Annotated in this window: 24 protein-coding genes; 13 read left to right on the top strand and 11 right to left on the bottom strand. The window is 63.1% G+C overall.

The features are described from left to right. The first annotated feature begins 67 nt into the window (after window positions 1–67). The 8 genes from purL (at window position 68) to ACO06F_RS00845 (ending at window position 7748) form a co-directional block, all read left to right on the top strand. Complete coding sequence (gene purL, locus ACO06F_RS00880; RefSeq protein WP_421694820.1) at window positions 68–2260, top strand: phosphoribosylformylglycinamidine synthase subunit PurL; 2193 nt, start codon at window positions 68–70, stop codon at window positions 2258–2260. A gap of 11 nt (window positions 2261–2271) precedes the next feature. Then, on the top strand, window positions 2272–2505 hold the full coding sequence (locus ACO06F_RS00875; protein ID WP_421694819.1) for a BolA family protein: 234 nt from the start codon (window positions 2272–2274) through the stop codon (window positions 2503–2505). A 111-nt stretch (window positions 2506–2616) separates the two neighbouring features. After that, complete coding sequence (grxD, locus tag ACO06F_RS00870; protein ID WP_421694818.1) at window positions 2617–2937, top strand: Grx4 family monothiol glutaredoxin; 321 nt, start codon at window positions 2617–2619, stop codon at window positions 2935–2937. Between the two features lie 87 nt (window positions 2938–3024). Continuing rightward, window positions 3025–3921: a DMT family transporter gene (locus tag ACO06F_RS00865; protein WP_421694817.1), complete on the top strand. Its 897-nt coding sequence runs from the start codon at window positions 3025–3027 to the stop codon at window positions 3919–3921. A 3-nt stretch (window positions 3922–3924) separates the two neighbouring features. Continuing rightward, on the top strand, window positions 3925–5748 hold the full coding sequence (locus ACO06F_RS00860; RefSeq protein WP_421694816.1) for a DMT family transporter: 1824 nt from the start codon (window positions 3925–3927) through the stop codon (window positions 5746–5748). Continuing rightward, window positions 5745–6974: an MFS transporter gene (locus tag ACO06F_RS00855; protein WP_421694815.1), complete on the top strand. Its 1230-nt coding sequence runs from the start codon at window positions 5745–5747 to the stop codon at window positions 6972–6974. Before ACO06F_RS00860 ends, ACO06F_RS00855 begins: the two co-directional genes overlap by 4 nt. Before the next feature lie 4 nt (window positions 6975–6978). Continuing rightward, on the top strand, window positions 6979–7347 hold the full coding sequence (locus ACO06F_RS00850) for a hypothetical protein (RefSeq protein ID WP_421694814.1): 369 nt from the start codon (window positions 6979–6981) through the stop codon (window positions 7345–7347). 131 nt (window positions 7348–7478) lie between these two features. Further along, the gene (locus tag ACO06F_RS00845; protein WP_421694813.1) at window positions 7479–7748 is read left to right on the top strand and encodes an usg protein; all 270 of its coding nucleotides are present in this window, start codon (window positions 7479–7481) and stop codon (window positions 7746–7748) included. A 30-nt stretch (window positions 7749–7778) separates the two neighbouring features. On the opposite strand, the gene ACO06F_RS00840 is transcribed toward ACO06F_RS00845, so the two are convergent. Then, entirely contained in the window at window positions 7779–9299 is a 1521-nt protein-coding gene (locus ACO06F_RS00840) for a DUF1254 domain-containing protein (RefSeq protein ID WP_421694812.1), read from the bottom strand. Between the two features lie 96 nt (window positions 9300–9395). Here ACO06F_RS00840 and ACO06F_RS00835 point away from each other — a divergent pair, with 96 nt between their 5' ends. Beyond that, entirely contained in the window at window positions 9396–10403 is a 1008-nt protein-coding gene (locus ACO06F_RS00835; protein WP_421694811.1) for an AraC family transcriptional regulator ligand-binding domain-containing protein, read from the top strand. Between the two features lie 4 nt (window positions 10404–10407). Here ACO06F_RS00835 and ACO06F_RS00830 read toward each other — a convergent pair whose 3' ends face one another. The 3 genes from ACO06F_RS00830 to rpsD form a co-directional block, all read right to left on the bottom strand. Continuing rightward, the gene (locus ACO06F_RS00830; RefSeq protein ID WP_421694810.1) at window positions 10408–11328 is read right to left on the bottom strand and encodes a heme-dependent oxidative N-demethylase family protein; all 921 of its coding nucleotides are present in this window, start codon (window positions 11326–11328) and stop codon (window positions 10408–10410) included. 116 nt (window positions 11329–11444) lie between these two features. Then, window positions 11445–11741 (bottom strand): hypothetical protein, encoded by a 297-nt coding sequence (locus ACO06F_RS00825; protein ID WP_421694809.1) that lies wholly within the window; start codon window positions 11739–11741, stop codon window positions 11445–11447. Window positions 11742–11948: 207 nt separating this feature from the next. Continuing rightward, on the bottom strand, window positions 11949–12566 hold the full coding sequence (gene rpsD / locus ACO06F_RS00820; RefSeq protein WP_421694808.1) for a 30S ribosomal protein S4: 618 nt from the start codon (window positions 12564–12566) through the stop codon (window positions 11949–11951). Window positions 12567–12845: 279 nt separating this feature from the next. Here rpsD and ACO06F_RS00815 point away from each other — a divergent pair, with 279 nt between their 5' ends. Continuing rightward, a complete protein-coding gene (locus ACO06F_RS00815; RefSeq protein ID WP_421694807.1) occupies window positions 12846–13613 on the top strand; it encodes a carbohydrate ABC transporter permease in 768 nt (255 codons plus the stop codon). Window positions 13614–13683: 70 nt separating this feature from the next. On the opposite strand, the gene murI is transcribed toward ACO06F_RS00815, so the two are convergent. Genes murI through tmpA form a run of 5 tightly spaced genes read right to left on the bottom strand, consistent with a single transcriptional unit; the run spans window position 13684 to window position 18332 of the window. Next, window positions 13684–14502 (bottom strand): glutamate racemase, encoded by an 819-nt coding sequence (murI, locus tag ACO06F_RS00810; RefSeq protein WP_421694806.1) that lies wholly within the window; start codon window positions 14500–14502, stop codon window positions 13684–13686. Next, complete coding sequence (locus ACO06F_RS00805) at window positions 14499–15308, bottom strand: RNA methyltransferase (protein WP_421694805.1); 810 nt, start codon at window positions 15306–15308, stop codon at window positions 14499–14501. Before ACO06F_RS00805 ends, murI begins: the two co-directional genes overlap by 4 nt. A 51-nt stretch (window positions 15309–15359) precedes the next feature. Then, the gene (locus tag ACO06F_RS00800) at window positions 15360–16595 is read right to left on the bottom strand and encodes an MFS transporter (RefSeq protein WP_421694804.1); all 1236 of its coding nucleotides are present in this window, start codon (window positions 16593–16595) and stop codon (window positions 15360–15362) included. Between the two features lie 34 nt (window positions 16596–16629). Further along, window positions 16630–17193: a (R)-1-hydroxy-2-trimethylaminoethylphosphonate oxygenase gene (gene tmpB / locus ACO06F_RS00795; RefSeq protein WP_421694803.1), complete on the bottom strand. Its 564-nt coding sequence runs from the start codon at window positions 17191–17193 to the stop codon at window positions 16630–16632. Then, complete coding sequence (gene tmpA, locus ACO06F_RS00790) at window positions 17190–18332, bottom strand: 2-trimethylaminoethylphosphonate dioxygenase (RefSeq protein ID WP_421694802.1); 1143 nt, start codon at window positions 18330–18332, stop codon at window positions 17190–17192. The genes tmpB and tmpA overlap by 4 nt, the downstream gene beginning before the upstream one ends. Window positions 18333–18502: 170 nt before the next feature. Between tmpA and ACO06F_RS00785 the strand changes: the two genes are divergently transcribed. Beyond that, window positions 18503–19714: an NADP-dependent isocitrate dehydrogenase gene (locus ACO06F_RS00785; RefSeq protein ID WP_421694801.1), complete on the top strand. Its 1212-nt coding sequence runs from the start codon at window positions 18503–18505 to the stop codon at window positions 19712–19714. Window positions 19715–19960: 246 nt separating this feature from the next. Beyond that, window positions 19961–20419 (top strand): GFA family protein, encoded by a 459-nt coding sequence (locus ACO06F_RS00780; protein WP_421694800.1) that lies wholly within the window; start codon window positions 19961–19963, stop codon window positions 20417–20419. Between the two features lie 64 nt (window positions 20420–20483). Here ACO06F_RS00780 and ACO06F_RS00775 read toward each other — a convergent pair whose 3' ends face one another. Beyond that, a complete protein-coding gene (locus ACO06F_RS00775) occupies window positions 20484–22409 on the bottom strand; it encodes a potassium transporter Kup (RefSeq protein ID WP_421696595.1) in 1926 nt (641 codons plus the stop codon). Window positions 22410–22552: 143 nt separating this feature from the next. Between ACO06F_RS00775 and ACO06F_RS00770 the strand changes: the two genes are divergently transcribed. Continuing rightward, window positions 22553–23035 carry a GFA family protein gene (locus ACO06F_RS00770; protein WP_421694799.1) on the top strand — a complete coding sequence of 161 codons (483 nt, stop codon included), beginning with the start codon at window positions 22553–22555 and terminating at the stop codon, window positions 23033–23035. Window positions 23036–23183: 148 nt separating this feature from the next. Here the strand turns inward: ACO06F_RS00770 and alaS are convergent, their stop codons facing one another. Next, complete coding sequence (gene alaS / locus ACO06F_RS00765; RefSeq protein WP_421694798.1) at window positions 23184–25841, bottom strand: alanine--tRNA ligase; 2658 nt, start codon at window positions 25839–25841, stop codon at window positions 23184–23186. Window positions 25842–25894: the final 53 nt, after the last annotated feature.

The raw sequence follows: 25894 nt of genomic DNA, 5'->3' as shown, positions 1-25894 counted from the left end.
CGTGACGGACGATTGTGTATGGAATCGCGTTTGAGATTACCGTTGCAAGGCGCTAAAGCCCGTGTCCATGACCCTCGCCAAAGACCCCAAGATCACCCCGGACCTCGTCAAGAGCCACGGCCTCAAGCCTGATGAGTATGAGCGTTTCGTGAAGCTTCTGGGCCGCGAGCCCAGCTTCACCGAACTCGGCATCTGCTCGGCCATGTGGAACGAGCACTGCTCGTATAAATCCTCCAAGAAATGGCTCAAGACCATGCCCACCAAGGGCCCCCGCGTGATCCAGGGGCCGGGCGAGAACGCCGGCGTCATCGACATCGGGGATGGCGATGCCATCGTGTTCAAGATGGAAAGCCACAACCACCCTTCCTTTATCGAGCCCTATCAGGGTGCGGCGACGGGCGTCGGCGGCATCCTGCGCGATGTCTTCACAATGGGCGCACGTCCCATCGCGGCGATGAATGCGCTGCGCTTTGGCGAGCCCTCGCACCCCAAGACGCGCCATCTCGTGGCGGGCGTCGTTCATGGCATTGGCGGCTATGGCAACAGCTTCGGCGTGCCGACGATTGGCGGCGAGGTGAATTTCCACGCCCGCTACAACGGCAACATCCTCGTCAACGCCATGGCGGTCGGCCTCGCCCGCACCGATTCAATCTTCTATTCCAAGGCCAAGGGCGTGGGCCTGCCCGTCGTCTATTTGGGCGCCAAGACGGGGCGGGACGGCATCCACGGCGCCACCATGGCCTCTGCCGAATTCGATGACAAGGCGGCGGAGAAGCGCCCCACCGTTCAGGTGGGAGATCCCTTCACCGAGAAGTGCCTCTTGGAAGCCTGCCTTGAGCTGATGGCCTCCGGTGCCGTCATCGCCATTCAGGACATGGGTGCGGCGGGCCTCACCTCCTCCGCCGTCGAGATGGGCGCTAAAGGAGATCTTGGCATTGAACTCGACCTCGACAAGGTCCCCTGCCGCGAAACCGGCATGACGGCCTATGAGATGATGCTGTCCGAAAGCCAGGAGCGCATGCTCATGGTGCTCGACCCCGCGCGTGAGAAAGAAGCGGAGGCCATCTTCCACAAATGGGGCCTGGACTTTGCCATCGTCGGCAAGACCACGGACACGCTGCGCTTCGTCATCAAGCACCAGGGCGAGGTGAAGGCCGATCTCCCCATCAAGCAGATGGGGGACGAAGCGCCCGAATATGACCGCCCGTGGGTGGAGCCCAAGACGCTTCCAGTGCTGAAGGACGTGCCGCCTCCCACTGATCTGAAGGCCGCGATCCTCAGGATCGTTGGCTCGCCTGACATGTGCTCCAGGCGCTGGGTGTGGGAGCAGTATGACAGCTTGATCGGCTCCAACACCGCGCAGATACCCGGTGGGGACGCAGGCGTGGTGCGGATCAGGGGCAAGAAGGCAATTGCCGTGTCAACCGATGTGACGCCCCGCTATGTGGAGGCCGATCCCTTCGAAGGCGGAAAGCAGGCCGTCGCCGAATGCTGGCGGAACCTCACCGCCGTGGGGGCGGACCCCATTGCCATCACTGACAATCTGAACTTCGGCAATCCGGAGCGGCCGGAAATCATGGGCCAATTCGTGAAGGCCATCAAAGGCCTGTCAGAAGCCTGCATCGCCCTCTCCTTCCCCATCGTCTCCGGCAATGTCTCGCTCTACAACGAGACCAACGGACAGGGCATCCTGCCCACACCCGCAATCGGCGGCATCGGCCTCATCCCCGACCTGGACGGCATAGCCACCATCCCCTTCAAGGCAGTTGATGATGTGATCCTGCTCGTTGGCGGCGAAGGCACACATCTCGGCCAGTCCATCTACCTGCGTGAGGTTCTGGGCCGCGAGGAAGGGGCACCCCCGCCCGTGGATCTCGCAGCGGAAAAACGCAATGGTGACTTCGTGCGCAGCCTCATCAGAACCCGCCAAGTCTCTGCCGTGCATGACATTTCCGACGGCGGCCTCGGGCTTGCGGTGATCGAAATGGCCTTGGCCTCAGGTCTCGGCGCCAGCCTCTCCGCCCAGAGCCATGAGCAGCTCTTCGGCGAGGATCAGGCGCGCTATGTCATCACCGTTAATCCGGCCACCGCCGCCGTGGTGATGGCGGAGGCCGCCAAGGCGGGCGTTGCCATCCAGCAGGTTGGAACTGTCACCGCCGAGGCTACATTGAAGATCGCGTCCGGGCCTTCTATATCTGTGGCTGATTTGCGTGCTGCCCATGAGAGCTGGTTTCCGGCCTACATGGCGGGCGAGCTTTAGGGGGAACGACCATGGCAATGTCCGCCACCGATATCGAGCGCTTCATCAAGGAAGCCCTGCCCGATGCGCAAGTCACCATTCGCGATCTCGCGGGCGACGGCGATCACTATGCGGCAAATGTCATCTCCTCCGCCTTCAAGGGCAAGTCCCGCGTGCAGCAGCACCAGATGGTCTATTCGGCGCTGAAGGGCCGCATGGGCGGGGAATTGCATGCATTGGCACTGCAGACGAGCGCGCCGGAATGAGACGAGAGATACCCCGGGCCGTCATGCCAGCGAAGGCTGGCATCCCGCTTGGGGCCGAAACAGCGGGACCTCAGCCTTTGCTGGGGTGACGGAACAGAGAGGGAAAAAGCGATGACCGACATCAACAGCTGGATCGACAATGAAGTGAAGTCGAACGACGTGGTTCTCTTCATGAAGGGAACGCCGGACATGCCCATGTGCGGCTTCTCAGGGCGCTCCGTGCAGATCCTTCAGCACGTGGGCGTGCCGTTCAAGGGCATCAATGTGCTGGACTCGGCGGAGCTTCGCCAGGGCATCAAGGATTATACGAACTGGCCCACCATTCCCCAGCTCTATGTGAAGGGCGAATTCGTGGGCGGCTCGGATATTCTCATGGAGATGTTCCAGTCGGGCGAGCTGAAGCAGCTCTTCACCGAGAAGGGCGTGGCGTAAGCCGTTCACTGCATGCCTGCCCCGGCGTTGCGCTGATTGACCGTTGCGCAATGTTCGGGCACGCATGGGGGTCTTGCCGGAGCCCCCATGAGCAGCACGAAGACCCGCGCCATCCTCGCCCTGACGGCCGCCATGCTGGTCTGGGGCTGTTCCGCCGTCTTCATGCGCACCCTGGCGCTGGCGCTGAGCCACGAGAACTCCTTGGCCATGCGCTACATGGTGCTGACCGTCATCAACATTGCGGGCCTCGCCTATCTCGGCACCTGGCGCATTCCCCGGGCTGACTGGCCGCGCTTCCTGATCGCCGGGGTCATCGGCATGGCGGGCTACAACTGGTTCGTCAATGCCGGCTACCAGCTGGTGCCGGCGGGGGTCGGAACGCTCGTCACCATGATCGAGCCGCTGATGATCGCCATTCTCGCCGCCATGCTGCTGGGTGAACGGCTGACGCGCTACGTGCTCGTGGGCGTGGTGATGGCGATCCTGGGCTCCGTCGTCCTGTTCTGGCCGGACATTACCTCAACCACGCCTTACACCGTCTCGCCCCTCGGGCTGTTCTATCTCTTCCTCTGCTGCATCGGCTGGGCAGTCTATACCATCGTCACGAAGCCGCTTCTGGCCCGGCATGACAGCTTCACGGTCACCGCCGTAACAATGCTGATCGCCGCACCCATCATGGTGGGGGCCGCAAGCGAGCCGCTGCCGCAGCTGGCCGCCAGGCTCGACATGCGCCAGTGGTTCGAAGTCGCCTATCTCGTGCTGGGCGCGGGCCTTGGCGGCACCATGCTGTGGAATTATGGCTCGAAGCACCTCTCCAGCACGGCCGCAGGCACCTTCCTCTATCTGATCCCCGTCGTCGCCGTCACCGCAGGCGCGCTGATGCTGGGCGAGAAGGTGACGATCCATATCGTGGCGGGCGGGTTGCTCATGCTCACCGGCGTTGCCGCGGCACAGTTCGGCCCGGCGCTGCTGCGGAAAGGTTGAGGGATGGACCTTCGCGCCATCCTCGCCCTCACCTTCACCATGGTGGTGTGGGGGGGTAGCCCCGTGTTCTTCCGGTCGCTCTCCCTGGCACTGGGGCCCGCTGACCATCTGGCCATCCGGTATGCCATCGTGGGCCTGTTGTTTGCGGGCGTGCTCGTGGCAACCGGCGGATGGCGGATTGCGAAGGCGCACTGGCCGCGCCTGCTCTTTGTTTCCCTCTGCTTCACCGGCTATAATCTGGGCTCCGCCTATGGCTTCGAGCGGATCAATGCCGGAACCGGAAGCCTGATCATTGGCACCCAGCCCCTGCTCATGGCGCTGGTCGGCACCATCGCCGCAAAGGAGCGGATGACGCCCGCCGTCATGCTGGGGCTCGCAGTCGGATTTGGCGGCATCGTGTTCCTCGTCTGGAACGATCTCGGCATTCAGGGTGATCCACTCACATTCCTCACGGGCTGCGCCATGATCTTTCTGTCCGGCACCTGCTGGGCGCTCTATGCGGTGGTGAGCAAGCCCTTGTCCCAGGAATATGGCTCACTGGCGGTCACCGCGGCCTCCGTCGTCCTTGCCTCGCTGGCGCTCGTCCTGCTTCTTGGCCGGCCCTCGACCTTGGTGACGATTCAAACCATGAGCCTCCGGAGCTGGCTGGAAATGGCCTATCTCGTTGTGTTCGTCACGGCCCTCACCATGGTCACCTGGAACTATGGCGCCGCGCGCCTGCCGGCTGCGGTGGCCGGAAGCTTCCTGTACCTCGTGCCGCCCCTTGGCGTGCTCGCTGGTGCGCTGCTGCTGGGCGAACATGTGACGCCCGGCATGCTGATCGGCGGCGCGCTGATCCTCACGGGCGTCGCCATCGCACAGTTTGGGGGAAAGCTCTCCATCAAGGGCAGCTTTGCAGGGCTGGCCGCCGTCCTCTTCGCCGTTACCATGTGGGGTCTGATCCCCGTTGCCATGCGCTATCTGGTGACGGAGCTTTCCCCCGAAACCGCCATGGTGCTGAGGCTTTATCCCGCGGGGCTTCTCGCCATCACCGTGTGCCTGTTCACCGGGGTCCGGCAGATCGCCTGGCGTGACTGGCTGCGGATTGCCATTGCCGCCCTCGCCGGAAACCTCGGCTACCAGATCCTCGCCGCCTATGGCATGCAGTCCGTGCCCGCAAGCTGGACCGGGCTGATCTTCGGGCTCGAACCCGTCTTCATCGCCCTCTTCGCCGTCCTCTTCGCCGGAGACCGGCTCACAGCCTGGCTCATCGCCGGCATTTTCGTCTCGATGCTGGGGACGGCGGCGCTGATGCTCGGCAGCACCCTTGTCCCATCAGGCGACGTATCGCTCTTCGGGTTGATGCTGGTCACCCTCTCGACCATGGGCTGGGGCATCTACACGGTGGTGATCAGGCCCGCCTCGCGCAAATATGGTGCCCTCCCCGTGGCCTGCCTTGCCATGGCCATCTCGGCGCTGCCCATGCCGCTGTTCGTCAATCTTCAGTTCCCTGCAACGCTCGCCTCCATGAATGCCACGGCCTGGTTGGCCGTGGGCTTCGTCGTCGTGTTCGGCACCTTCCTCGCCACCTCTGCCTGGAATTTTGCGCTGGGCCAGATGGAAAGCTCGATTGCTGGCATCTTCCTCTATGTGCAGCCCGTGGTCGCAGCGATCGGCGGCATCCTGCTGCTGGGAGAACGGCTCACATGGCCGCTGCTGCTGGGCGGTGCCCTCATCATCCTCGGCGTTGCCATCGCGCAGTTCGGCCCACTCATCAGCAAACGGATGGGATCCATCAAGAATGCGAATTTGAGGGGCGCAAAAGAGCCCGGTATGGTTGCGACATGAGCACATCTTTGACGTCCCGCCGCTGGCATCCCTCTCTCACCGTTTTGATCATCGCGGGCTGCCTCGTCGCCATCGTCAACTTCGGCATCCGCTCCTCCTTCGGCTTCTTCACGCTGCCGATTTCAGAGGCCCATGGCTGGCCGCGGGAAACCTTCTCCTTCGCCATGGCCATGCAGAACCTGCTCTGGGGCCTCGCAACACCCGTGGCCGGCATGCTGGCGGACCGTTACGGCTCCGCCCGGGTGCTGATGTCAGGCGCGGTCATGTATTGCCTCGGCATCATCATGATGGCCTATACCGATACCGCCTTCATGTTCAATGTGGGTGGCGGGCTGCTCGTGGGCGTCGGCGTTGCGTTCTCCTCCTTCTCCATCGTCATGGCGGCCCTGGGGCGCATCGTCCCGCCGGAAAAGCGCAGCTGGGCTTTCGGCATCGCCACGGCGTCAGGCTCGCTCGGGCAGTTCATCTTCGCACCGCTGGGGGCCACGCTCGTGTCGGCGTTTGGCTGGCAGTCAGCACTCCTGGTGCTGGCGGCGCTCTCGCTGCTCATCATTCTTTTTGCGGCCCCGCTGCTCAGCCAGAACACCTCATCAACGCAGCGCAGTGCAAGCGAGGCGGATCTCACCATGCGTCAGGCGATCGGCTATGCCTTCGGCCATGGCTCCTATCTGCTGCTGGTTTTCGGTTTCTTCGTCTGCGGCTTTCAGCTCGCCTTCATCACCGTGCACATGCCGGCCTATCTTTCCGAACACGGCATCTCGACTGAGTTCGCAGGCTTCGCCATTGCGCTGATCGGCCTGTTCAACGTGGTCGGCTCCTATGCCTCGGGCGTCATCGGCGGGCGCGGCGAAAAGCACATTCCGCTCGCCATCATCTATCTGCTGCGCGCCGGCATCACCGCCATCTTCGTGCTGCTGCCGGTCACGGATGCCTCAACGCTGTTCTTCACCATCTCCATGGGCCTCCTGTGGCTCTCCACCGTGCCGCTGACCATGGGGCTCGTCACCGTCATGTTCGGCACGCGCTACATGGCAACGCTTTATGGCTTCGTCTTCGTTAGCCACCAGCTGGGCTCCTTCCTGGGCGTCTGGCTGGGCGGCAGGCTTTATGACCAGTTCGGCTCCTATACCATCGTCTGGTGGCTGAGCGTGGCGCTGGGCCTCTTCGCCTTCGTGGTGAACCTGCCGATCCGCGAGCATCGCGCGGCCCGCTTCGCCGCGGCATAGCCCCATGACGCGCGGCGGGCACAGGCTGGCACTCGGTCTCTTCGCAACGGTGCTCGTGGTGTGGCTGGCCGGCATGGCCCTGCTCATGCGCCACGCGGCCCTTCCGCCGGATGCGACGGGTCCCATGCTGGCTGTGTTCGAGCCGGGAACGTCGGGCGATGAGGCCTTCGCCAGCCTCACCCGCGCCGGTGCGCGGGTCATCCGCCCGAGCGGCCTCTCCTTCATCTGGGTGGTGACGAGCGATGAGCCGGGCCTCGCCGCTAGGCTCACCCAACAGGGTGCATTGGGTGCCTATCGCGACCTTCCGATCAGCCCGGTGATCGCCGGCTGCTTCGCGCTCGCCGATGCGAAAGTCGCAAGCCTCAGCCCGTGAACTTAGCAGCAGTCTTCAACATACGCTGCTAACACATTGTTTTAATGATGATTATTGAGATTCTCTGGCTTGACGGGAGCCCGCCGTCCTTGGCAGCATGGTTGAGTCTCAACCGCCAAGGAGGAAACGCCATGGGTGACAGGGATTTCGAACGCCAGATCCAGGGTTGGCATCTGACCACAGCCGAAATCATGTACCGGATGCCGGATTTCAGGAGCGTGCTCCAAACCTTCGTCTGGCAGGACTATGATCTGGCCCCCAAATTTCCGCGCCTGATCAAGTTCCTCGATTACTGGTCCCATAATCTGGACGGCCCGCTCGCCTCCGTGCGCGTCGCCCATGCGGGGATCGTGGGGCCGGTTGAATTGCGCCACGTGGGGTCGGAGTGGCGGCTTCACTGAGCCGCCACACGCAAGGCCAGTCCGCCCGCCTCATTTCACCGCAGTGATCTCGCTCGGCTTCCAGCTGCCGTCGAACCACGGCTCCAGCGGTCCGTAAAGCCTGAGGATCATGAACCAGCCCTTGCCGGGAATGGTTTGGACCCAGTTGTTCTCCATGCCCTTCGGCGCGCTGGGGCCGAAGAACACGTCAACCGAACCATCAGCATTGATCTTAATGTCCTTGTTCTGGCTGGAAACACTGGGCGCGGCCTGGTCCGTCTGCAGCATCGAGCGCGTCTGATTGTCATAAACGATGACCGACCAAAAATCCTTGACCGGAATGCCCTTGGGCAGGGTCAGCCGGTAGGTTTTGGCGCCGTCGAAGGGCTTGCCATCCGCATCGAGTGCGGCCCAGGGATATTGCGACCCGCGCCCCACCATCTTCTCTTCCATGGCCGGGGTCACGCCCGTGGCGAAGAAGTAATAGAACGCCGCACCATCGAGGTTCGAGACACCTGGCTGGGACTGGAACTTGTAGCCCCCGAAAAAGGGCAAGCGCCAGTGGCTGGTGCTGTCGGGATAGATATACGCATCGCGGGTGCGGATGTTGAAGGCGAGGGACCGCGCGGTCACCGCACCGATTTTCGCGGCATCCGTCAGAATGGCCTTCATCCGCGCGTCGGGGGCGAAGGGCTTGCCCTTTTCGATGCCGACCGATGCGAAGAGGCCAAGCGTAGTCGGGTCTGATCCCTCCGGCGGCTCTTCCTGAATCACCTTGTTCAGCAATTCCCAGAAAGCATAATCCGTCGGCATGACGAAGGTCGCCGGAACGCCCGATGCATTCACCAGCGTGGCCGGCTCTGGATTGTCCTTCTCCGCCAGCGGGTAGATTTTCAGGTGGTTCTTCACGTCCTCCACGCCGGGCCCGGTTTTCCCGTCCACCAGGAAGGAGCGGAACACCGTCCACATGCCATATGTGGAAGGACGCACCACGTGATAACCGTCGGGCACCGCGCCTGCATATCCGGGAGGCAGGATCAGATATTTGCCGCCAGCGCCTTTATCAGGCCCGGTAACCCCCACATCCACCACCCATTTGTACCAGAAGTCATTGATCGTGCCCAAGACCTTGGGCGGAATCTCCACCACCAGGGGGCCGCCCTTGGTGTCGACCCAGATGAAGCTGTAAATCGTGTTGTCATTCGCCGTCAGTTCCACCGTCTTGGGATCGACGAGGTCTTCCCAGATCACATTGGTGCGGTTCACGGGCCCGAATTTGAGAAGCGAATCCCGCATGCCCGCCTGGTTGACGATCGGGATCGCCAGGAGGTAGGCCTGCAACGCCCGCGAGCGGTCCAGATTGTCCCAAACCTTGTCCATCGTGTCCGGGGTGGGGAAACCATCATTCAGCTTCAGCGTGCCGATTGACGTATCGAGACTGTCCGGCGTTGCAACGCCAGGTGCAATCTCCGTCGTCATCTTGTAGGTTTTGGCCTGAACCGGAAGCGCCGTTGCGCAAAGGGCCGCGCCGAGAAGCAAAGCTGCGGCAAAGCCGCAATATGTCCGTGTCATGATACGCCTCATTGCAGGAGCTGATGAGCAGAACCGTAAATGAATTTGCCTCAAACTGATTGCGAATTGAGGACACCAGCCATCGCGGCGCGCCCCATGCAGCGCGCCGCCCCCCTGCTGCTGCTCGAGCCCCTTCTGGCGGAGCTGGGTTCGAGCCTTCCCGAGGCCCTCACAGGAAGCGGCGTTGCAGCCGGGGATTTGCGGCCCGGTGGCTTCATCCCCTATGGGGCGTTCCTGGCGATTCTGGACAGGGCGGCAGCACTGACGGGGCGCGATGACATCGGCCTGCTGCTGGGCCAGCGCCAGGGCCTCAGCGCCCTGGGGCCGCTTGGTGTTGCCATGCGCCATGCCGCCACGCTGGGAGAGGCACTCTCGGCCTTCGCATCCTTCCAGATTTCGAACTCGACAGGTGGCGCCGTCTATCTGTTGCGCAGCGAGGAGGACATCATCCTGGGCTACGGCGTCTATGACGCATCGATCCAAGCCTTCCCCCGCATCTATGACATGGTTCTTGCCGTCGGCTGCAATCTCGTCAGGGAGCTGACGGAGGGTGAAGTGGAGCCTGTAGAAATCCTCCTCTCACGGCGCGCACCGCGCGATCATGGCCCCTATCGGCAGCTGGCGCGCTGCTCCCTCCGCTTCGGGCAGAGCCAGACGGGACTGGTGCTCAAGGCATCGCAGCTGGCCGTCAGGCTGCCCGCAGCGAGGCGCGACCTCTGTGACGATGCCCTGTCCCAGCTGATGCGGTCCAGTGGCGGCGCGGAGCCTCGTGTGAGCACCAAGCTCCGTCATGTGCTCCGGCCATGCCTGCTTATGGGACAGGGGCAGATGGCGCATGTGGCGCAGCATCTCGGCCTCCACCCGCGAAGCTTGCGCCGCCACCTCAAGGCGGAAAACACGAGCTTCGCCGCCATTTCAGAAGAGGTCCGCTCGGCTGCGGCCCGTGAGTTGCTGTTGCTGGGCGCCCTCGATATCGGGGACATTGCGGCAACACTCAACTATTCCTCGGCCAGCGCCTTTGTGCATGCTTTCCGCCGGTGGACCGGCATCTCCCCCGCGCTGTGGCGCAACCAGGCCCAGGCCCGGGACCTGCACCGAACATGAGACGTCAGCTCGCCTCGGCAATCCAGCGCCGGATGGGATCCCTTGTGGCCAGCATGCCGCCATAGCGCAGCCGGTCTTCGCTATAGGCCGCCAGCAGCCTGTCCATTGCCGCAAGGCCCTCCACGTCATCCGCAACGGTTGAAAGCGGGTGGGAATAGGTATGAATGCCGAAAGCCAACGCACCTGTCTCAGGCAGCCGCACGAATGTCTGCCGCTCGACGCGAAGCCACAGCAACTCGCCAGCTTTACGGAAGTCCTGCACAAGCGCCTGCGCCACCTGCTCGGCTGCTTCAATGTTGGCCGCGTGCGAGCGCTCTGGAAACAGCCTGCTCGCAATGGGCGTCACGAACCAGTTGAAGCGCACCACCGGTTTACCTGGCTGCACATTGCCGATCACCCGGTCGATGCGCGCGCCCAGCTGCTCATTGAGGCCCGGCACCGGATCATGGGCGAAGCGCATGTTGCGGCCAACACAGGAGACGATGCGGCCGGAACTCGTATAGGCATTGGAGGCGGCGGTCACGATATCCCCGCCCTCCTCCGCCGCGAAAAGCACGAAATCCTCCTCCACCAGATTGCCGAGGATTTCGAGCGGCTCCTGGGTTTCGTCCGCAAGGTTGTGGCGGGTGCCGTCGAGATGGTCGCGCACCAACGGGCCATCGCCCGAATAGACAGTGCCGTGGTTCGCCAGGAGATTTTCCGCCACCACGCGCAGCAATTCGGATTGCGCCGGGCGAGATCTTTCGAGCGACTGATAATAGAGCGGCGGCCGGCCATTGAGCCGCGCCCGCTTGGCCGCCATGAAATCAGCATGGTCCGATCCGGTGTCCAGCCACTGGGCCATGTCCATCGGGCGCAAGCCGATTTCAAACACGGCTCCGGAGAACAGATAGGGCCGGTGCTCTGGCTTTGCGGGAACATTCATAATCTCAGTATCAACAGCCTCAGAGCCGCTGTCCACCACACCGAAGCTCCATGCCGCCCCGCAAAAACAAAGGGGCTGCGGAACCAGTCCTCAGCCCCTCCGGATCGGAATTTAGATTAGCGATTCTTGATGGCGCCGACGATGGCCGTCAAAATCGCGCCGCCCGCACCACCGCCGATGACATTCGTAAGAATGCCTGCAATGTCGAGGTTGGAGGTCATCGCAGCAGCCTGATCCGCGGTCACGGCGCCGCCCGTCATCCGCTCGATGATCTGGCCAAGAACCACGCCGCCAATGGCGCCGGCAACAGAGTTACCCGCACTTCCGAGATCGATCTTCGGCGAGGCGCGCCCCGCAACATTACCGCCAATGGCGCCGACGACGAGTTGAATGATGATTGCAACGATATCCATGATTGGGTTCCCTCCCTTAGCCGTTTCAGGGCCGGCACCAGCGTGGGGCACAACCCGCCACGATACTGGGTTGATTCGGCGGTGCGTCAAAGCAACGCGGTTCCTCGTCCACAAGTCAGGTGGCCGAAGTCACTACCATCGGTTGTGCATAGAAAAAGCGCCGGCAAATGACTGCCGGCGCTTGAGATAGGCTCGAAGGCGAAGCCGCTAGCGGGAGTAGTATTCCACCACCAGGTTCGGCTGCATCTGGACCGGATAGGGCACGTCCGAAAGGGCCGGCACGCGCACCAGGCGGGCGGTCATGCCCTTGTGGTCCACTTCGATGTAGTCGGGCGTGTCACGCTCGGCGAGCTGCGTTGCCTCGAGAACGATGGCGAGGCCCTTCGACTTCTCGGTGAGCTCAATCGTGTCGCCGGCGCGCAGGCGGATCGAGGAAATGGTCACGCGCTTGCCGTTCACCTTCACATGGCCGTGGGACACGAACTGGCGGGCGGCGAAGATGGTGGGAACGAACTTGGAGCGGTAAACCACCACGTCCAGGCGGCGCTCCAGGAGGCCGATGAGGTTTTCCGACGAGTCACCCGTCATGCGGACGGCCTCGTCATAAACCTTGTGGAACTGGCGCTCGGACAGATTGGCGTAATAACCCTTGAGCTTCTGCTTGGCCTTCAGCTGCGTGCCGAAGTCAGACATCTTGCCCTTGCGGCGCTGGCCATGCTGGCCGGGGCCGTATTCACGCTTGTTGACGGGGCTCTTCGGGCGGCCCCAGATGTTTTCGCCCATGCGGCGGTCGATCTTGTATTTCGCGTTTGCGCGCTTCGTCATTTACGGTCTCCAGACAGGACTATTGAGAACCTACCCTCCTCGACACCGGTCTCCCGGCCGACAGCCCCTCGAAAGGAGCATGGGCAAGCGTGCCCGGGGCAGGAAAGCCCCGTGCTGCGGCGCATATAGGGGATGCAGTGAGCACTGTCAAATCCGCCTTGCCGGGCCTTTTGCCCTCGGCCAAGCTCCGGCTTCAACAGCGATCCCGGATCTATGCCGCAAAGCCTCAGCCTCCGCCTCCTCCGGGATGCCGCAGCCCTGTTTACCGTTGGGTGTTTCATGTTTCCCCTCTTCTGGTGGGGCCTGAACTCGGTGAAGCCCGCCCACGCGATTTTCGAGAATTTCAGCGTCAACTGGTTCGATTTCACCCCGACGCTGGACAATTACCGGGTGACGCTGGCAGGCGAAGGCCCAAGCTTCTTCGCCTCCCGCCAGGCCATATTCGATACGCTCCTGGTGGCGGCGGGCGCCACCATCGCCACGCTGCTGGCCGCCCTCCCCGCCGCCTTCGCCCTGTCCCTCATCCAGTTCCGGCGGCAGCGCCTCGTCTTCCTCTGGGTGCTGTTCCACCGCATCCTGCCGCCCATCGCCGTGCTGGTGCCGCTGGTCTTCATCTACTGGCAGATCGGCCTTCGTGACACCCGCCCCGGCATCATCCTGGCCCATGCCGCGGCGAACCTGCCCTTCGCCGTGCTGCTGCTCAAGTCCTTCTTCGATGACGTGCCCCGCGAGGTGGGTGAAGCCGCGGTCATCGACGGCGCCACGCGCTTCCAGAGCTTCCTCCGCATCTACGCGCCGCTGGTGAAGAGCGGCATCGCCGCCACGGCGGTTCTCTGCTTCATCTTCTCCTGGACGGAGTTCCTGATGGCGCTGTTCCTCACCAACACGATCAGGCTTCTCCCGGTGCAGCTCAGCCTGGTCGCCACCCAGACCTGGGGCTTCACCTCCGCCCTCAGCACCGCAAGCATCCTCCCCGGCTTCATCTTCATCCTCCTCGTCCAGCGCCACCTCGTCCGCGGCCTGACGATGGGGCTGGCAAAGGGATGATGAAGTTGAAGCGCAATCTCGGAGAATATCCTCCTATACCCTGATGAGCGCGCGCTGTCAAGGACTAAATTCATACACGGAGATCGAGGAACTCCGGCAGGTGAAAGCTCATCTTCGCATAGGCGGGGAGCGCGTCCTCAGCGCCGGCGCGGTTTGAGGTGAGGAGCACGGCATTATGCGGCGGAACGGGCTTTGAGGCCTCCACCACCGGCGTCTCCTTCAACACTTCCGCCACCCGCCGGGCAATCGCCGGTGCGGGGTCGATATAGCGGACGACCCAGGGCTCGACCTTGGCCATCTCCTCGGCCAGCAGCGGGTAATGGGTGCAGCCCAGCACTACCACGTCGGTGCGCGCCACTCCTTCGCCCTTGAATACCGGCGCAATCTCGCCGCGGAGCTCCTCGAGGTTCACGGCCACGCCCTTCAGCTTGCTCTCGGCAATCTCAGCAAGCTTCGGTGCGCCGTGCAGCAGCACTTGGCAGTGGGAGGCAAAATCATGGATCAGCGCATGGGTATATTCGCGCCGCACAGTGCCCGGTGTCGCCAGCACGCCGATCACATGGGATTTGGATTGCGCCGCCGCCGGCTTGATCGCCGGAACCGTGCCGACGAAGGGCACCTTGAACCGCTCGCGAAGCGCGCCAAGCGCAATGGTGGAGGCGGTGTTGCAGGCGACGACCACGATCGTGGGCTCCACCCGGGCAATCAGCTCGCCCATCACCAGAAGAATGCGCTGAACCAGCGCCTGCTCTTCCCAGGCGCCATAGGGAAAGGCAGCATTGTCAGCCGAATAGACGAGATGCGCGAAGGGCAGCTCATGCCGGACGGAGCGGGCCACGGTCAGCCCGCCCATGCCGCTGTCAAACAGGAGAACCCGCGGCGTGCTCATCCCTCGTCGCGCTCCTTCAGTTGCTCGCGCGCTTCCCTCCGCTTCTCATGGGCGCGGGTCAGCGAGGAGACGATGCCGCGGAGCGAGCGCACCTCCTGCTCGGTCAGTTCAGCGCGCGCGAAGAGATTGCGGATATTGCGCAGCATGCCGGGCTTCTTGGCATCCGTCTTGAAGAAGCCCGCCACATCCAGCTCCTGCTCGAGGTGGTCGAAGAAGCCGAAAAGCTCCTCCTTGGTTGCAGGCCGTGTGTCGGGCGTCTGGAGGCCGGGGCCGTCAAGAGCCGCCAGTTCCGGCGTCTGCTGGCCCAGGCTTTCCGCCTGGTCCTTGAACCACTCATAGCCCATCAGCAGCACCGCCTGCGCGATGTTGATTGAGGCGAAGGCGGGGTTGACGGGTGCCGTCACGATCACATCCGCCAGGGACACTTCATCATTGGAAAGCCCAAAGCGCTCCCGCCCGAACAGCAGCGCCACCTTCTCGCCGCGGGCCACGCGTGCGCGCATGTCATGGCCTGCCTGCTCGGGCGTGATCACTTCCTTGGTCATGCCGCGCGGCCTGGCCGTGGTGGCATAGACGTAGTTCACGTCCTTGAGCGCCTCCGCGAGCGTCTCGTGCACGGCGGCACTCTCGATGATCCAGTTGGCACCGGATGAGGAGGTGAGCGCCTTCTCATTGGGCCAGCCGTCCCGCGGGTCCACCAGGCGCAGCTCATGCAGCCCGAAATTGGCCATGGCGCGCGCCGCCGTGCCGATGTTCTCTCCCAGCTGCGGGTTCACCAGCACGGCGATGGGGGCGGGCCCCAGCACCTGATTCTTCGTCTTGTCCGTTCCAGCCATGATGAAGGGGGAATAGCGGCCCTAGCCCCGCCCGTCCAGCCGCCGCGCGGTGCGAAGCTCGGGGAACCAGCGTGACCATAGCACGGCGACCACCATCGTCCCCGCCCCGCCCATGGCCACCGCCGCCACCGCCCCGATCAGGCGGGCCACCACACCCGCCCGGAATTCACCCAGCTCGTTCGAGGCCCCGATGAACACCCGGTTCACCGCGTTGACGCGCCCGCGCACCTCATCCGGCGTCCAGAGCTGCAGCAGCGTCTCGCGGATATAGACGCTCACCATGTCGCACGCCCCCATCAGCACCAGCGCCGCGATGGACAGCGGCACGGAGGTGGACAGCCCGAACACCATGGTGAAGAAGCCGAAAGCCGCCACGAAGGCAAACAGGATAATGCCCGCCTTGTCCCGGATGCCGTAGCGCGCAAGCCACAGCGCCATAGAGACGGCACCCACGCCAGGTGCCGCCCGCAGCAGCCCCAGCCCCCAGGGCCCCACATCCAGAATGTCCCGCGCATAGACGGGGAGCAGCGCCACGGCTCCCCCCAGCAGCACCGCGAAGAGATCGAGCGAAATCGCGCCCAGCACGATTTTCTCGCGCCGGATGAAGGCGAAGCCCGCGAAGAGCGAACCCAGCGTCGTCTCTTGCTTCGCGTCACTCGGCTGCGGCACGCGGCCGATGGCGAGGATGAGCAGCATGGCAATCCCGACAAGCGCCAGCGCCACCCCATAGGAGACTTCGCCCGCAATGCCATAGAGCAGCCCGCCCGCCACGGGGCCAGCGATGTTCGCCGTCTGCCAGATCATGGTGGTGAGCGAGATCGCATGCGCGATCGCCTCCTTCGGCACGAGATTGGGAGCCAGCGCATCAGATGCCGGGTTCATGAAGGCGCGGCCAATGCCCAGCACCACGAGAATGCCGAAGACGGGCGTCACGTCCGTGGGCTTGGACAGTGTGAAGAGCAGCAATCCCAGCGCGCAGAGTGCTTCAAGGGCAAGGCAGCCCGCCATGATGAAGCGCCGGTTGAAGCGGTCCGCCACCAGCCCCGTCACCAGCACGAGCAGCAGCGGCGGCAGAAACTGCGCGAGCCCCACATAACCTAGATAGAGCGGGTCCCGCGTGATGTCATAGATCTCCCAGCCCACCGACACGGACATGATCTGCACCGCAAAAGAGGTGCAGCCGATGGCCAGCCAGTAGAGCACGAATTTCGGATGCCGAAGCGCATTGGCTTCGGAAGAGGCACGAAGGGTGGTCATCTACTCATCACTGCCGTCATTCCGGCGAAGGACGTCATGTCCCTGCCACCACGCGCTCCAGCAGCGGCACGTAATGCCGGAACTCTGGCGTCACCACACCGGGCGTCTTGCCTTCGTCGTCCCAGATCCGGACTTTCACGGCCTCGCGCCAATAAGGGTGGGCCTCGAAGGCCTTCACTTCCTCGGCACTCATCGGCCCCCCTTGCAGCATCAGCGTATGCTTGGAGGCTTCCGACAGCCGGTCGAAGTAATCCGCGTTGGTGGCGCAGAGATAGCGCTTGGCCGGCACATGCAGCCTGACGCATTCGGTGATGACGGGCGGGAAGAACGGCTCCAGCACATGGGCACCCGCCTCCTCATGCAGATTGTCACGCGCATCGCCTAAGGACATGGGGCCGAACTCGGAGGTGTAGTGGCCGATGTCGTGGAGCAGCGCCGCAGCGACCAGCTCTTCGGGCGCGCCCTCCTTTTCGGCAAGGACAGCGCCCTGCAGCATATGCTCGGACATGCTGACGGCCTCTCCCAGATAGGACTCGGCTCCGCGCCGCTCGAAGATATCGGCGATGAATTCCACGATGTTGGAACGGTCGAGCGTCATGACAGCAGTCCTTCTTCCTCAATGGCATCAAGCGTCGAATAAAGCCCGTCCTTGTCAGCATAGCACCCCTGGAGCCAGCGTTTGCCGGTGCCCGAAAAGCTCTTGCGCGCATGCATGACACGGGTGTTGTCCACGATGAAGAGTTCGCCGGGCTTGAGCTTGAAGCTCACCTCCATGGCGGGATCCTCGATCAGCTCCGCGAAGCGGCGGTAGGCGGCATAATAATCCGCCATGTCCGCATAGGGAATGTCCGTGGCCGCGGCCAGCGAGCGGTTGTTGAAGCGCACCGCGAGAAGCTCGCCATCAGGCCCCAGCTCAATCATCGGGCGCTTGGCCCTAAGCCTCACACCGGAGGAGCCTTCATAGGCAAATCGCGCGGCATGGCCGGAGAGGAGATCGAACCAGCGCGCATTCTCCGCCTTGAGACGCTCCACAATCTTGAAGCCGTCGACCACGATCGAATCCCCGCCTTCGACGGAGTTCTCAAGACAGGCCAGAATCTGCAACGTGGGAACCGGGTCCCGGTAGGGATTGTCCGTATGGGCCTGGAGGCCCAGATTCGTATAAGCAAGATTGTTGGGATTGACCTCCGCCCTCACCTCGAACCAGCGGCCGTAATTGGTTTCCCGCACATAGCCGAACAGCTCCGCCACCTTGCACAGCGTGCCGGGCTCCGTAGGCGTACCGGTCATCACCGCAAAGCCATAGCGGCGGATGGCGGCAAGCCAGCGGCCCAGGGCCAGGCGATTGCCCGTCACATCCGCCCAACTTTCGGATGGCACATGGTTGAGGACGCGCTGGTCCCACCGCTCGATTGCGGGCCCGGTCCAGCCCGGTTCCCGCCGCTCATGTCTGTCATAGGCGTGGCGGGCGAGCCAGGCGCCGTCATAGGCGATGGTCCGGCCCTCCGGCTCGAAGCGGATGGCGAGGTGGCCCCCTTGGGCCTTGGCCTCTGCAATCACCGTCTCAGCTGGAATATCCAGAATGGTGATCAGCCGCTGCCCATTGCCGGGGCTCCGCGTCTTCTCATCGCGGGCATTGTCCCTGAGCCACAGCGCGTGAAAGCGATGGCGTTCACCCCCTAAGGAAAGCTCCACCGCCGCGCCGCCATCAATCACGCGCGTTTCCGAAATCTCCATGTCCGTCAATTCCCTCACAACCCTGCCCCGGGCGCACAGTGGACCGGGCGAAGCCTCAATTTCAAGCCCCGCCACAGGCATGGCCTCCGCCTACAGTCTGAATTGCCGCCTTCACATTGGGCTGCTATAGCCGCCCCCATATCCCGTGAGCGCAACAGAAGGCTTTCCCCATGGCGAAGATCAAGGTCCAGAACCCGGTTGTCGAGTTGGACGGCGACGAGATGACCCGCATCATCTGGGACCTCATCAAGCAGAAGCTGATCCTGCCCTATCTCGATGTCGATCTTCACTATTACGATCTCTCGGTTGAAAACCGTGACAAAACCAATGACCAGGTAACCATCGATGCTGCCAACGCCATCAAAAAACATGGCGTCGGTGTCAAATGCGCAACGATCACGCCGGACGAAGCCCGCGTGAAGGAATTCAACCTCAAGCAGATGTGGAAGTCGCCCAACGGCACGATCCGCAACATTCTGGGCGGCGTCATCTTCCGTGAGCCGATCATCTGCTCCAACGTGCCCCGCCTCGTTCCGGGCTGGACCCAGCCCATCGTCATCGGCCGCCATGCCTTCGGCGACCAATACCGCGCCACTGATTTCACCTTCCCCGGCAAGGGCACGCTCACCATCAAGTTCGTGGGCGAGGATGGAACGGTGATCGAGCGCGAGGTTTTCAAGTCGCCAGGGTCGGGCGTCGCCATGGCGATGTACAACCTCGATGAATCGATCCGGGAATTCGCCCGCGCCTCATTCAACTATGGCCTGATGCGGAATTACCCGGTCTATCTCTCGACCAAGAACACCATTCTGAAGGCCTATGACGGCCGCTTCAAGGACATCTTCCAGGAGATCTTCGACGCCGAGTTCAAGGCCGAATTCGACAAGCGCAAGCTCACCTATGAGCACCGCCTGATCGATGACATGGTGGCCTCCGCCATGAAGTGGACGGGTGGCTATGTCTGGGCCTGCAAGAACTATGATGGCGACGTGCAGTCGGACGTCGTGGCGCAAGGCTTCGGCTCGCTGGGCCTCATGACCTCGGTGCTGATGACGCCTGACGGCAAGACGGTCGAGGCCGAAGCCGCCCACGGCACGGTCACCCGCCACTACCGCCTGCATCAGCAGGGCAAGCAGACCTCCACCAATTCGGCCGCCTCGATCTTCGCCTGGACCGGCGGCCTCAAGCACCGCGCCAAGCTGGACGGCAATGCCGAACTCGACCGCTTTGCCACCACGCTGGAAAAGACCGTGGTCCAGACCATCGAAGCCGGACAGATGACCAAGGACCTGGCCGTCCTCGTCGGCCCCGACCAGAGCTGGCTTTCAACCGAAGGCTTCCTCGATGCGGTGGACGCCAACCTGAAGAAGGCGATGGGCTGAAGGACGCAGAGGCCGGAGCCCAGCGAAAGCCGCTTCACATCTCTCGATTCCGTCATTCCGGCGAAGGCCGGAATCCCGCTTCTTTTGCTCAGCATGTTGACGCAAACCGTCATCCCAGCCAGCGCTGGGATGACGGCAGTGGAGTATTCCATTGACCGCCTTGCAGGTTAAAGCCACATGCGGGAACAATGCCCCGGGCGCAGGATTTCGCAGGGGCAACGCAAGAGAGGGAGGGATCTTCACACTATGTCGACACCCATCACAGGCGGCTGCCAATGCGGCGCCATTCGCTACCGGGTCACCGCACCTCTCGAGAACCCGCACATCTGCCATTGCCGCATGTGCCAGAAGGCCTTCGGCAATTTCTTTGCTGCACTCGTCAGCATGAAGAAAGCGGACCTGCAGTGGACGAAGGGCGAGCCCTCCTACTTCAGCAGTTCGGAGATTGTCGAGCGCGGCTTCTGCAAGGACTGCGGCACGCCGCTGACCTTCGCCTATGACACGTCCGACAAGACCTCCGTCTCGATTGGCTCACTCGACCATCCGGACGCCGTGACGCCCGTGTGCCAGTACGGACTGGAATCCCGCCACCCCGCCTTCGCCACCTTCCACACGCTGCCGGGCTCCACAACGGAGGACGATATTCCGGCAGACCAGCGCGAACACCTGAAAAGCCTGCAGCACCCGGATTTTGAGACGGGGTAGTGCACCGGCGGTCAAGTGAGATCCGAGGAAGAGTTGCGCTCCATGACGGCGCCCATTTCAATAATCAAACCGTCACCTGGCTTCCCACCTCGATCACGCGCCCCGGCGGCAGGCTGAAGTAGCGGCTGGCGTCATTGGCGTTCCTCGCCATCATGATGAACAGCTTGTCCTGCCACACCGGCATGCCCTGATATTTCGAAGCCCTGACGCTCCGGCGGGACAGGAAGAAGGATGTGTCCATCATGCTGAAGGACAGGCCGTCCTTCGGCAAGGAGAGCAGCGTCCGCGGCACGTTGGGATTTTCCATGTAGCCGAACGTCGCCTCGATCCGCCAGAAGCGGTCCGACAGCTGTTCGACCGTAAGCCGCCGCGCCTCCGGAACGGAGGGCACATTGGCGCTCTTGACGGTAAAGACCACATTGCGCTCATGCAGCACCTTGTAGTGCTTCAGGCTGTGGAGAAGCGCCGTGGGCGCGCTGTCCGAGTCGCCCGTGAGGAACACCGCCGTTCCGGCAACGGTTGGCGGCGGCCTTCGGGTGAGCGAGGAGACGAGGTCCTTGAGCGGCACTTCCGAAAGCCTTGTCTTCTCCGCCAGGAGCCTTGAGCCTTCGCGCCATGTCCACATCAGAAGGAAGATGACAGCGCCCAGTGCCAGCGGCATCCAGCCGCCCTCGAAAATCTTGAGCGAATTGGCGCCGAGGAAGATCAGGTCCAGTGCGAGCAGCGGCAGCATGATGGGCAGCACCAGCCACAGGGGCCAGCGCCAGTATTTCCACATCACGACGATGGCCATGACCGCCGTCACCACCATGGTGCCAGTGACGGCAATGCCATAGGCCGTGGCAAGTGCGCCTGAGGACTTGAAGGCCAGCACCAGCACGATGACACCCGCAAGCAGCATCCAGTTGACCTGCGGCAGATAGGTCTGGCCGGCATGGGATTCAGACGTGAAGCGGATTTCCATCCGCGGCAGGAGGCCCAGCTGGATGGCCTGCTGGGTGAGCGAATAGGCGCCGGTGATCACCGCCTGGCTGGCGATGATGGTGGCGATTGTCGCCATCACCACCATGGGTGCCAGTGCCCAGTTGGGCACCATGCGGTAGAAGGGGTTGTCGATGGCCGAAGGGTCTGTCAGCAGCAGCGCGCCCTGCCCCAGGTAATTGAGCAGCAGCGCCGGCAGTACGATCACCAGCCACGCCGCCTGAATCGGCCGCTTGCCGAAATGGCCGAGGTCGGCATAGAGCGCCTCCGCCCCGGTGACCGCGAGAAACACCGCGCCCAGCGTCACGAGCCCGATGACGCCATGATGCTCCAGAAACTGCACGGCCTTCAGCGGATTGAAGGCGAGAAGCACGGCCGGCTGATCGAAGATATGGATAAGCCCCGCAATGGCGATTGCGAAAAACCAGATCAGCGTGACTGGGCCGAAGAACGCAGCAACCCGGCCCGTCCCCTGCGCTTGCACCAGGAACAATCCGATGATGATCACGAGCGTCAAGGGCAGCACGAAGGGCTCGAAGGCGGGCGTCAGCACCTTCAGGCCTTCGACGGCGGAGAGAACCGAAATGGCGGGCGTGATGATGGCATCGCCATAGAACAGCGCCGCGCCCACCATGCCCAGCACGGCCACCACCGTCACGGATTTTCCCATGGCCCGCTGCGCCAGCGCCATGAGGGAAAGCGTGCCGCCCTCGCCTTTGTTGTCCGCGTTGAGGAGGATCAGCACATATTTGACGGTCACGACCAGGATGAGCGACCAGATGATGAGCGACAGCACGCCATGGATCATCACCTCGGTGATGGCGCCATCCTTCCGCATCGCCGCCAGCACCGCTTCGCGCATCGCGTAGAGAGGGCTGGTGCCGATGTCGCCGTAGACGACCCCGAGGGAACCCAGCGCGAGAATGAGAAAATGCGGTGGCCTGTGGACATGATCCGGGCCCGGAATGCCAGGCGTCTCGCCAGCGTCCTGCACAACAGCCATGCATATGCCTCCAGTTGTTGCTGCAGCGCAGCAAAGTCGGGTGATATGCTCCTTCCCATGCCGCTTGTTGCGCGGGAAGTAAACAGGCCAGAATTGCAATTCTCGAAACGTAAGCTAGGCTTCCCCAAGGCGTGATCAGGGTGAGCAGGATGAGCAAGACCGAAGCTGTGACGGGCGGATGCCAATGCGGCGCAGTGCGCTACCGGATCGAGGGGGCACTGGGCCCGTCCGGCTTCTGCCATTGCCGCATGTGCCAGAAAGCCTTCGGCTCATTCGGGGCGCCACTCGTCAGCGTGCCTCATGATCAGTTCCACTGGACGCGCGGCACGCCAGCGGTCTTCCACTCTTCCCCCATCGTGCAGCGCGGCTTCTGCCGGGACTGCGGCACGCCGCTGTTCATGCTGGAGGAGGGCCATGGCGTAATCGAAATGGCCATCGGCTCGCTGGATGATCCATCAATCGCAGCGCCTGACCACGTGGTGGGAATTGAAAGCAAGCTCGCCTGGGCGGACACCCTGCCCACCCTGCCATCGCACAGCACCGATGACGACCGCACGCCGGAAGACCTGGCGAAGCTCAAAAGCCTGCAGCATCCCGACCATGACACAGCGGATTGGCCGCCCCTTCGCTAGAGCAACAGCCGGTTAACCGAGATCAGCTTCCCCAGCTCGCACAGTCATGCCAGCGCAGGCTGGGGTGACGGAATGGACGGAGCGCAAACATTCAGTGGTCTCACTTGACCACCTGAAGCAGAGGCCGAAGACGTCGGTCTGGTAGGACCTACCCCAGCGCCGCCCTGACCGCTGCCAGAGCCTCTTCCGCCTTGGCGCCATCGGGGCCGCCGGCTTGCGCCATGTCGGGCCTGCCACCGCCGCCCTTGCCGCCGAGCACGGCGGAGCCCGCCCGGACCAGGTCCACGGCATTGAAACGGGATGTCAGGTCGTTCGTGACACCGACCACCAGCCCGGCGCGGCCTTCGTCATTGAGGCCGACCAGCGCCACCACGCCGGAACCGAGCCTGGCCTTGGCCTCATCGACAAGGCCCTTCATGTCATTGGGGGAAATGCCCTTCAGCACGCGGGCCATCAGCTTCACCCCATTGACCTCGGAAATGCCCTCGTCCCCGCCCTTCGCACTGCCGCCCATGGCGAGCTGCTTCTTCGCTTCCGCCAACTCGCGCTCGAGCTTCCGGCGCTCCTCCATCAGCGTTTCGATGCGGGTGACGATCTCTGAGGCAGGCGCCTTGAGCGCCGCAGCCGCAGCCTGCACGCGGCGGTCCTGCTCTTCGAGATAGGCGCGCGCAGCGGGCCCCGCCAGCGCCTCGATGCGGCGGACGCCCGCAGCGGAGGCGCTTTCGCCGATCACCTTGATGAGGCCGATGTCACCCGTGCGGCCCACATGCGTGCCGCCGCAGAGTTCGAGGGAATAGATGGGCCGGCCCGCGCCATGGCTGTTGCGGCCCATGGAGACGACCCGCACCTCATCGCCATATTTTTCGCCGAACAGCGCCATGGCGCCTTCGGCAATGGCGGCATCCACCGTCATCAGCCTGGTGGTGACGCCGTCATTCTGCAGCACGATCTCATTGGCAATCGCCTCGACCTGGGAGAGCTCGTCAGGGCTCATCGGCTTGTTGTGTGAAACGTCGAAGCGCAGGCGATTGGGCTCCACCAGCGAGCCCTTTTGCGCCACGTGGCTGCCGAGCGTGAGGCGCAGCGCCTCATGAAGCAGATGGGTTGCCGAATGGTGGATGCGGTTGCCGCTTCGCCGCGCATGGTCCACCACAAGTTCAACCGCATTGCCGGGCTTCAAGGACCCCTGAACCACTTCGCCCAGATGGACGATCACATCGCCCACGCGCTTCTGCGTGTCGCTCACACGGAACAGCGCACCATCGGCGGTGCGGATCACGCCATGGTCTCCGGTCTGCCCACCGGACTCGCCATAAAACGGCGTCTGGTTGACGATGATGGCGCCCTTCTGCCTGGTTTCGAGGCTTTGTGCTTCCTTGCCGTCCACCACGATGGCGCGGATGATGCCTTCCGCCGTCTCCGTGGCGTAGCCCAGAAACTCGCTCGCCCCCAGGCGCTCACGCAGTTCGAACCAGATGGTTTCGGTCTTGGCATCGCCCGAGCCCTTCCAGGCCTTGCGGGCATCCGCACGCTGGGCTTCCATCGCCACGTCGAAACGCGCCGTATCGACGGTGATGCCGCGGGGCCTGAGCGCATCCTGCGTCAGGTCAAGCGGGAAGCCATACGTGTCATAGAGCTTGAAGGCGGTCTCGCCCGAGAAGGTGTCGCCCTTGGCGAGCCCTGCGGAATCCTCGTCCAGAAGCTTGAGCCCACGCTCCAGCGTCTTCTTGAAGCGCGTTTCCTCCAGATAGAGCGTTTCGGTGATCAGCGCTTCGGCGCGCACCAGTTCGTTGTAGGCAGCACCCATCTCGCGCACCAGTGCGGGAACCAGCCGGTGCATCAGCGGTTCGCGCGCGCCCAGCAGTTCGGCATGGCGCATGGCGCGGCGCATGATGCGGCGCAGCACATAGCCGCGGCCTTCGTTCGACGGCAGCACGCCATCGGCAATCAGGAAGGAGGAGGCGCGCAGGTGATCCGCAATCACGCGGTTCGAGGCCTTGTTCTCGCCCGTGGCCGGAACGCCCGTCTTCTCCACGATGGCAGAGATCAGTGCACGGAACAGATCGGTTTCGTAATTGTCATGGGTTCCCTGCAGCACCGCGGCGATGCGCTCGAGCCCCATGCCAGTGTCGATCGAGGGCTTGGGCAGGCTCACGCGCTCACTTTTCGAGAGCTGCTCATATTGCATGAACACCAGGTTCCAGATCTCGATGAAACGGTCGCCATCGGCTTCCGCCGAGCCCGGAGGCCCGCCCCAGATCTTGTCGCCATGGTCGAAGAAGATTTCCGAACAGGGGCCGCAGGGGCCGGTGTCGCCCATGGACCAGAAATTGTCAGACGTCGGAATGCGGATGATGCGGCTGTCGGGAAGGCCTGCGATCTTCTTCCACAGCCCATGTGCCTCGTCATCTTCCGAGAAGACGGTGACGGTGAGCTTGTCCTTGGGCAGGCCCAGCTCCTTGGTGACCAGCGACCAGGCCCATTCGATGGCCTGCGGCTTGAAGTAATCGCCGAAGGAGAAGTTGCCCAGCATCTCGAAGAAGGTGTGGTGGCGGGCGGTATAGCCCACATTGTCCAGGTCATTGTGCTTGCCGCCGGCACGCACGCATTTCTGTGCCGTGGTGGCCCGGCTGTAGGGCCGCTTCTCCATGCCGGTGAACACGTTCTTGAACTGCACCATGCCGGAGTTGGCGAACATCAAGGTGGGATCGTTCCGCGGCACCAGCGGCGAGGAGGCGACAATCTCATGGCCCTGGCGCTTGAAATAATCGAGGAAGGTAGAGCGGATCTGTGCAAGCCCTGTCATGTGACGCCCGGCAAATGGTGAATGGAATTGCAGGCGGTCTTAATGGCGTGAAG

This window comes from Aestuariivirga sp. (genome assembly GCF_965227715.1).
Taxonomy (GTDB): Bacteria; Pseudomonadota; Alphaproteobacteria; order Rhizobiales; family Aestuariivirgaceae; genus Aestuariivirga.
This window is presented reverse-complemented; position numbering and strand designations above follow the sequence as displayed.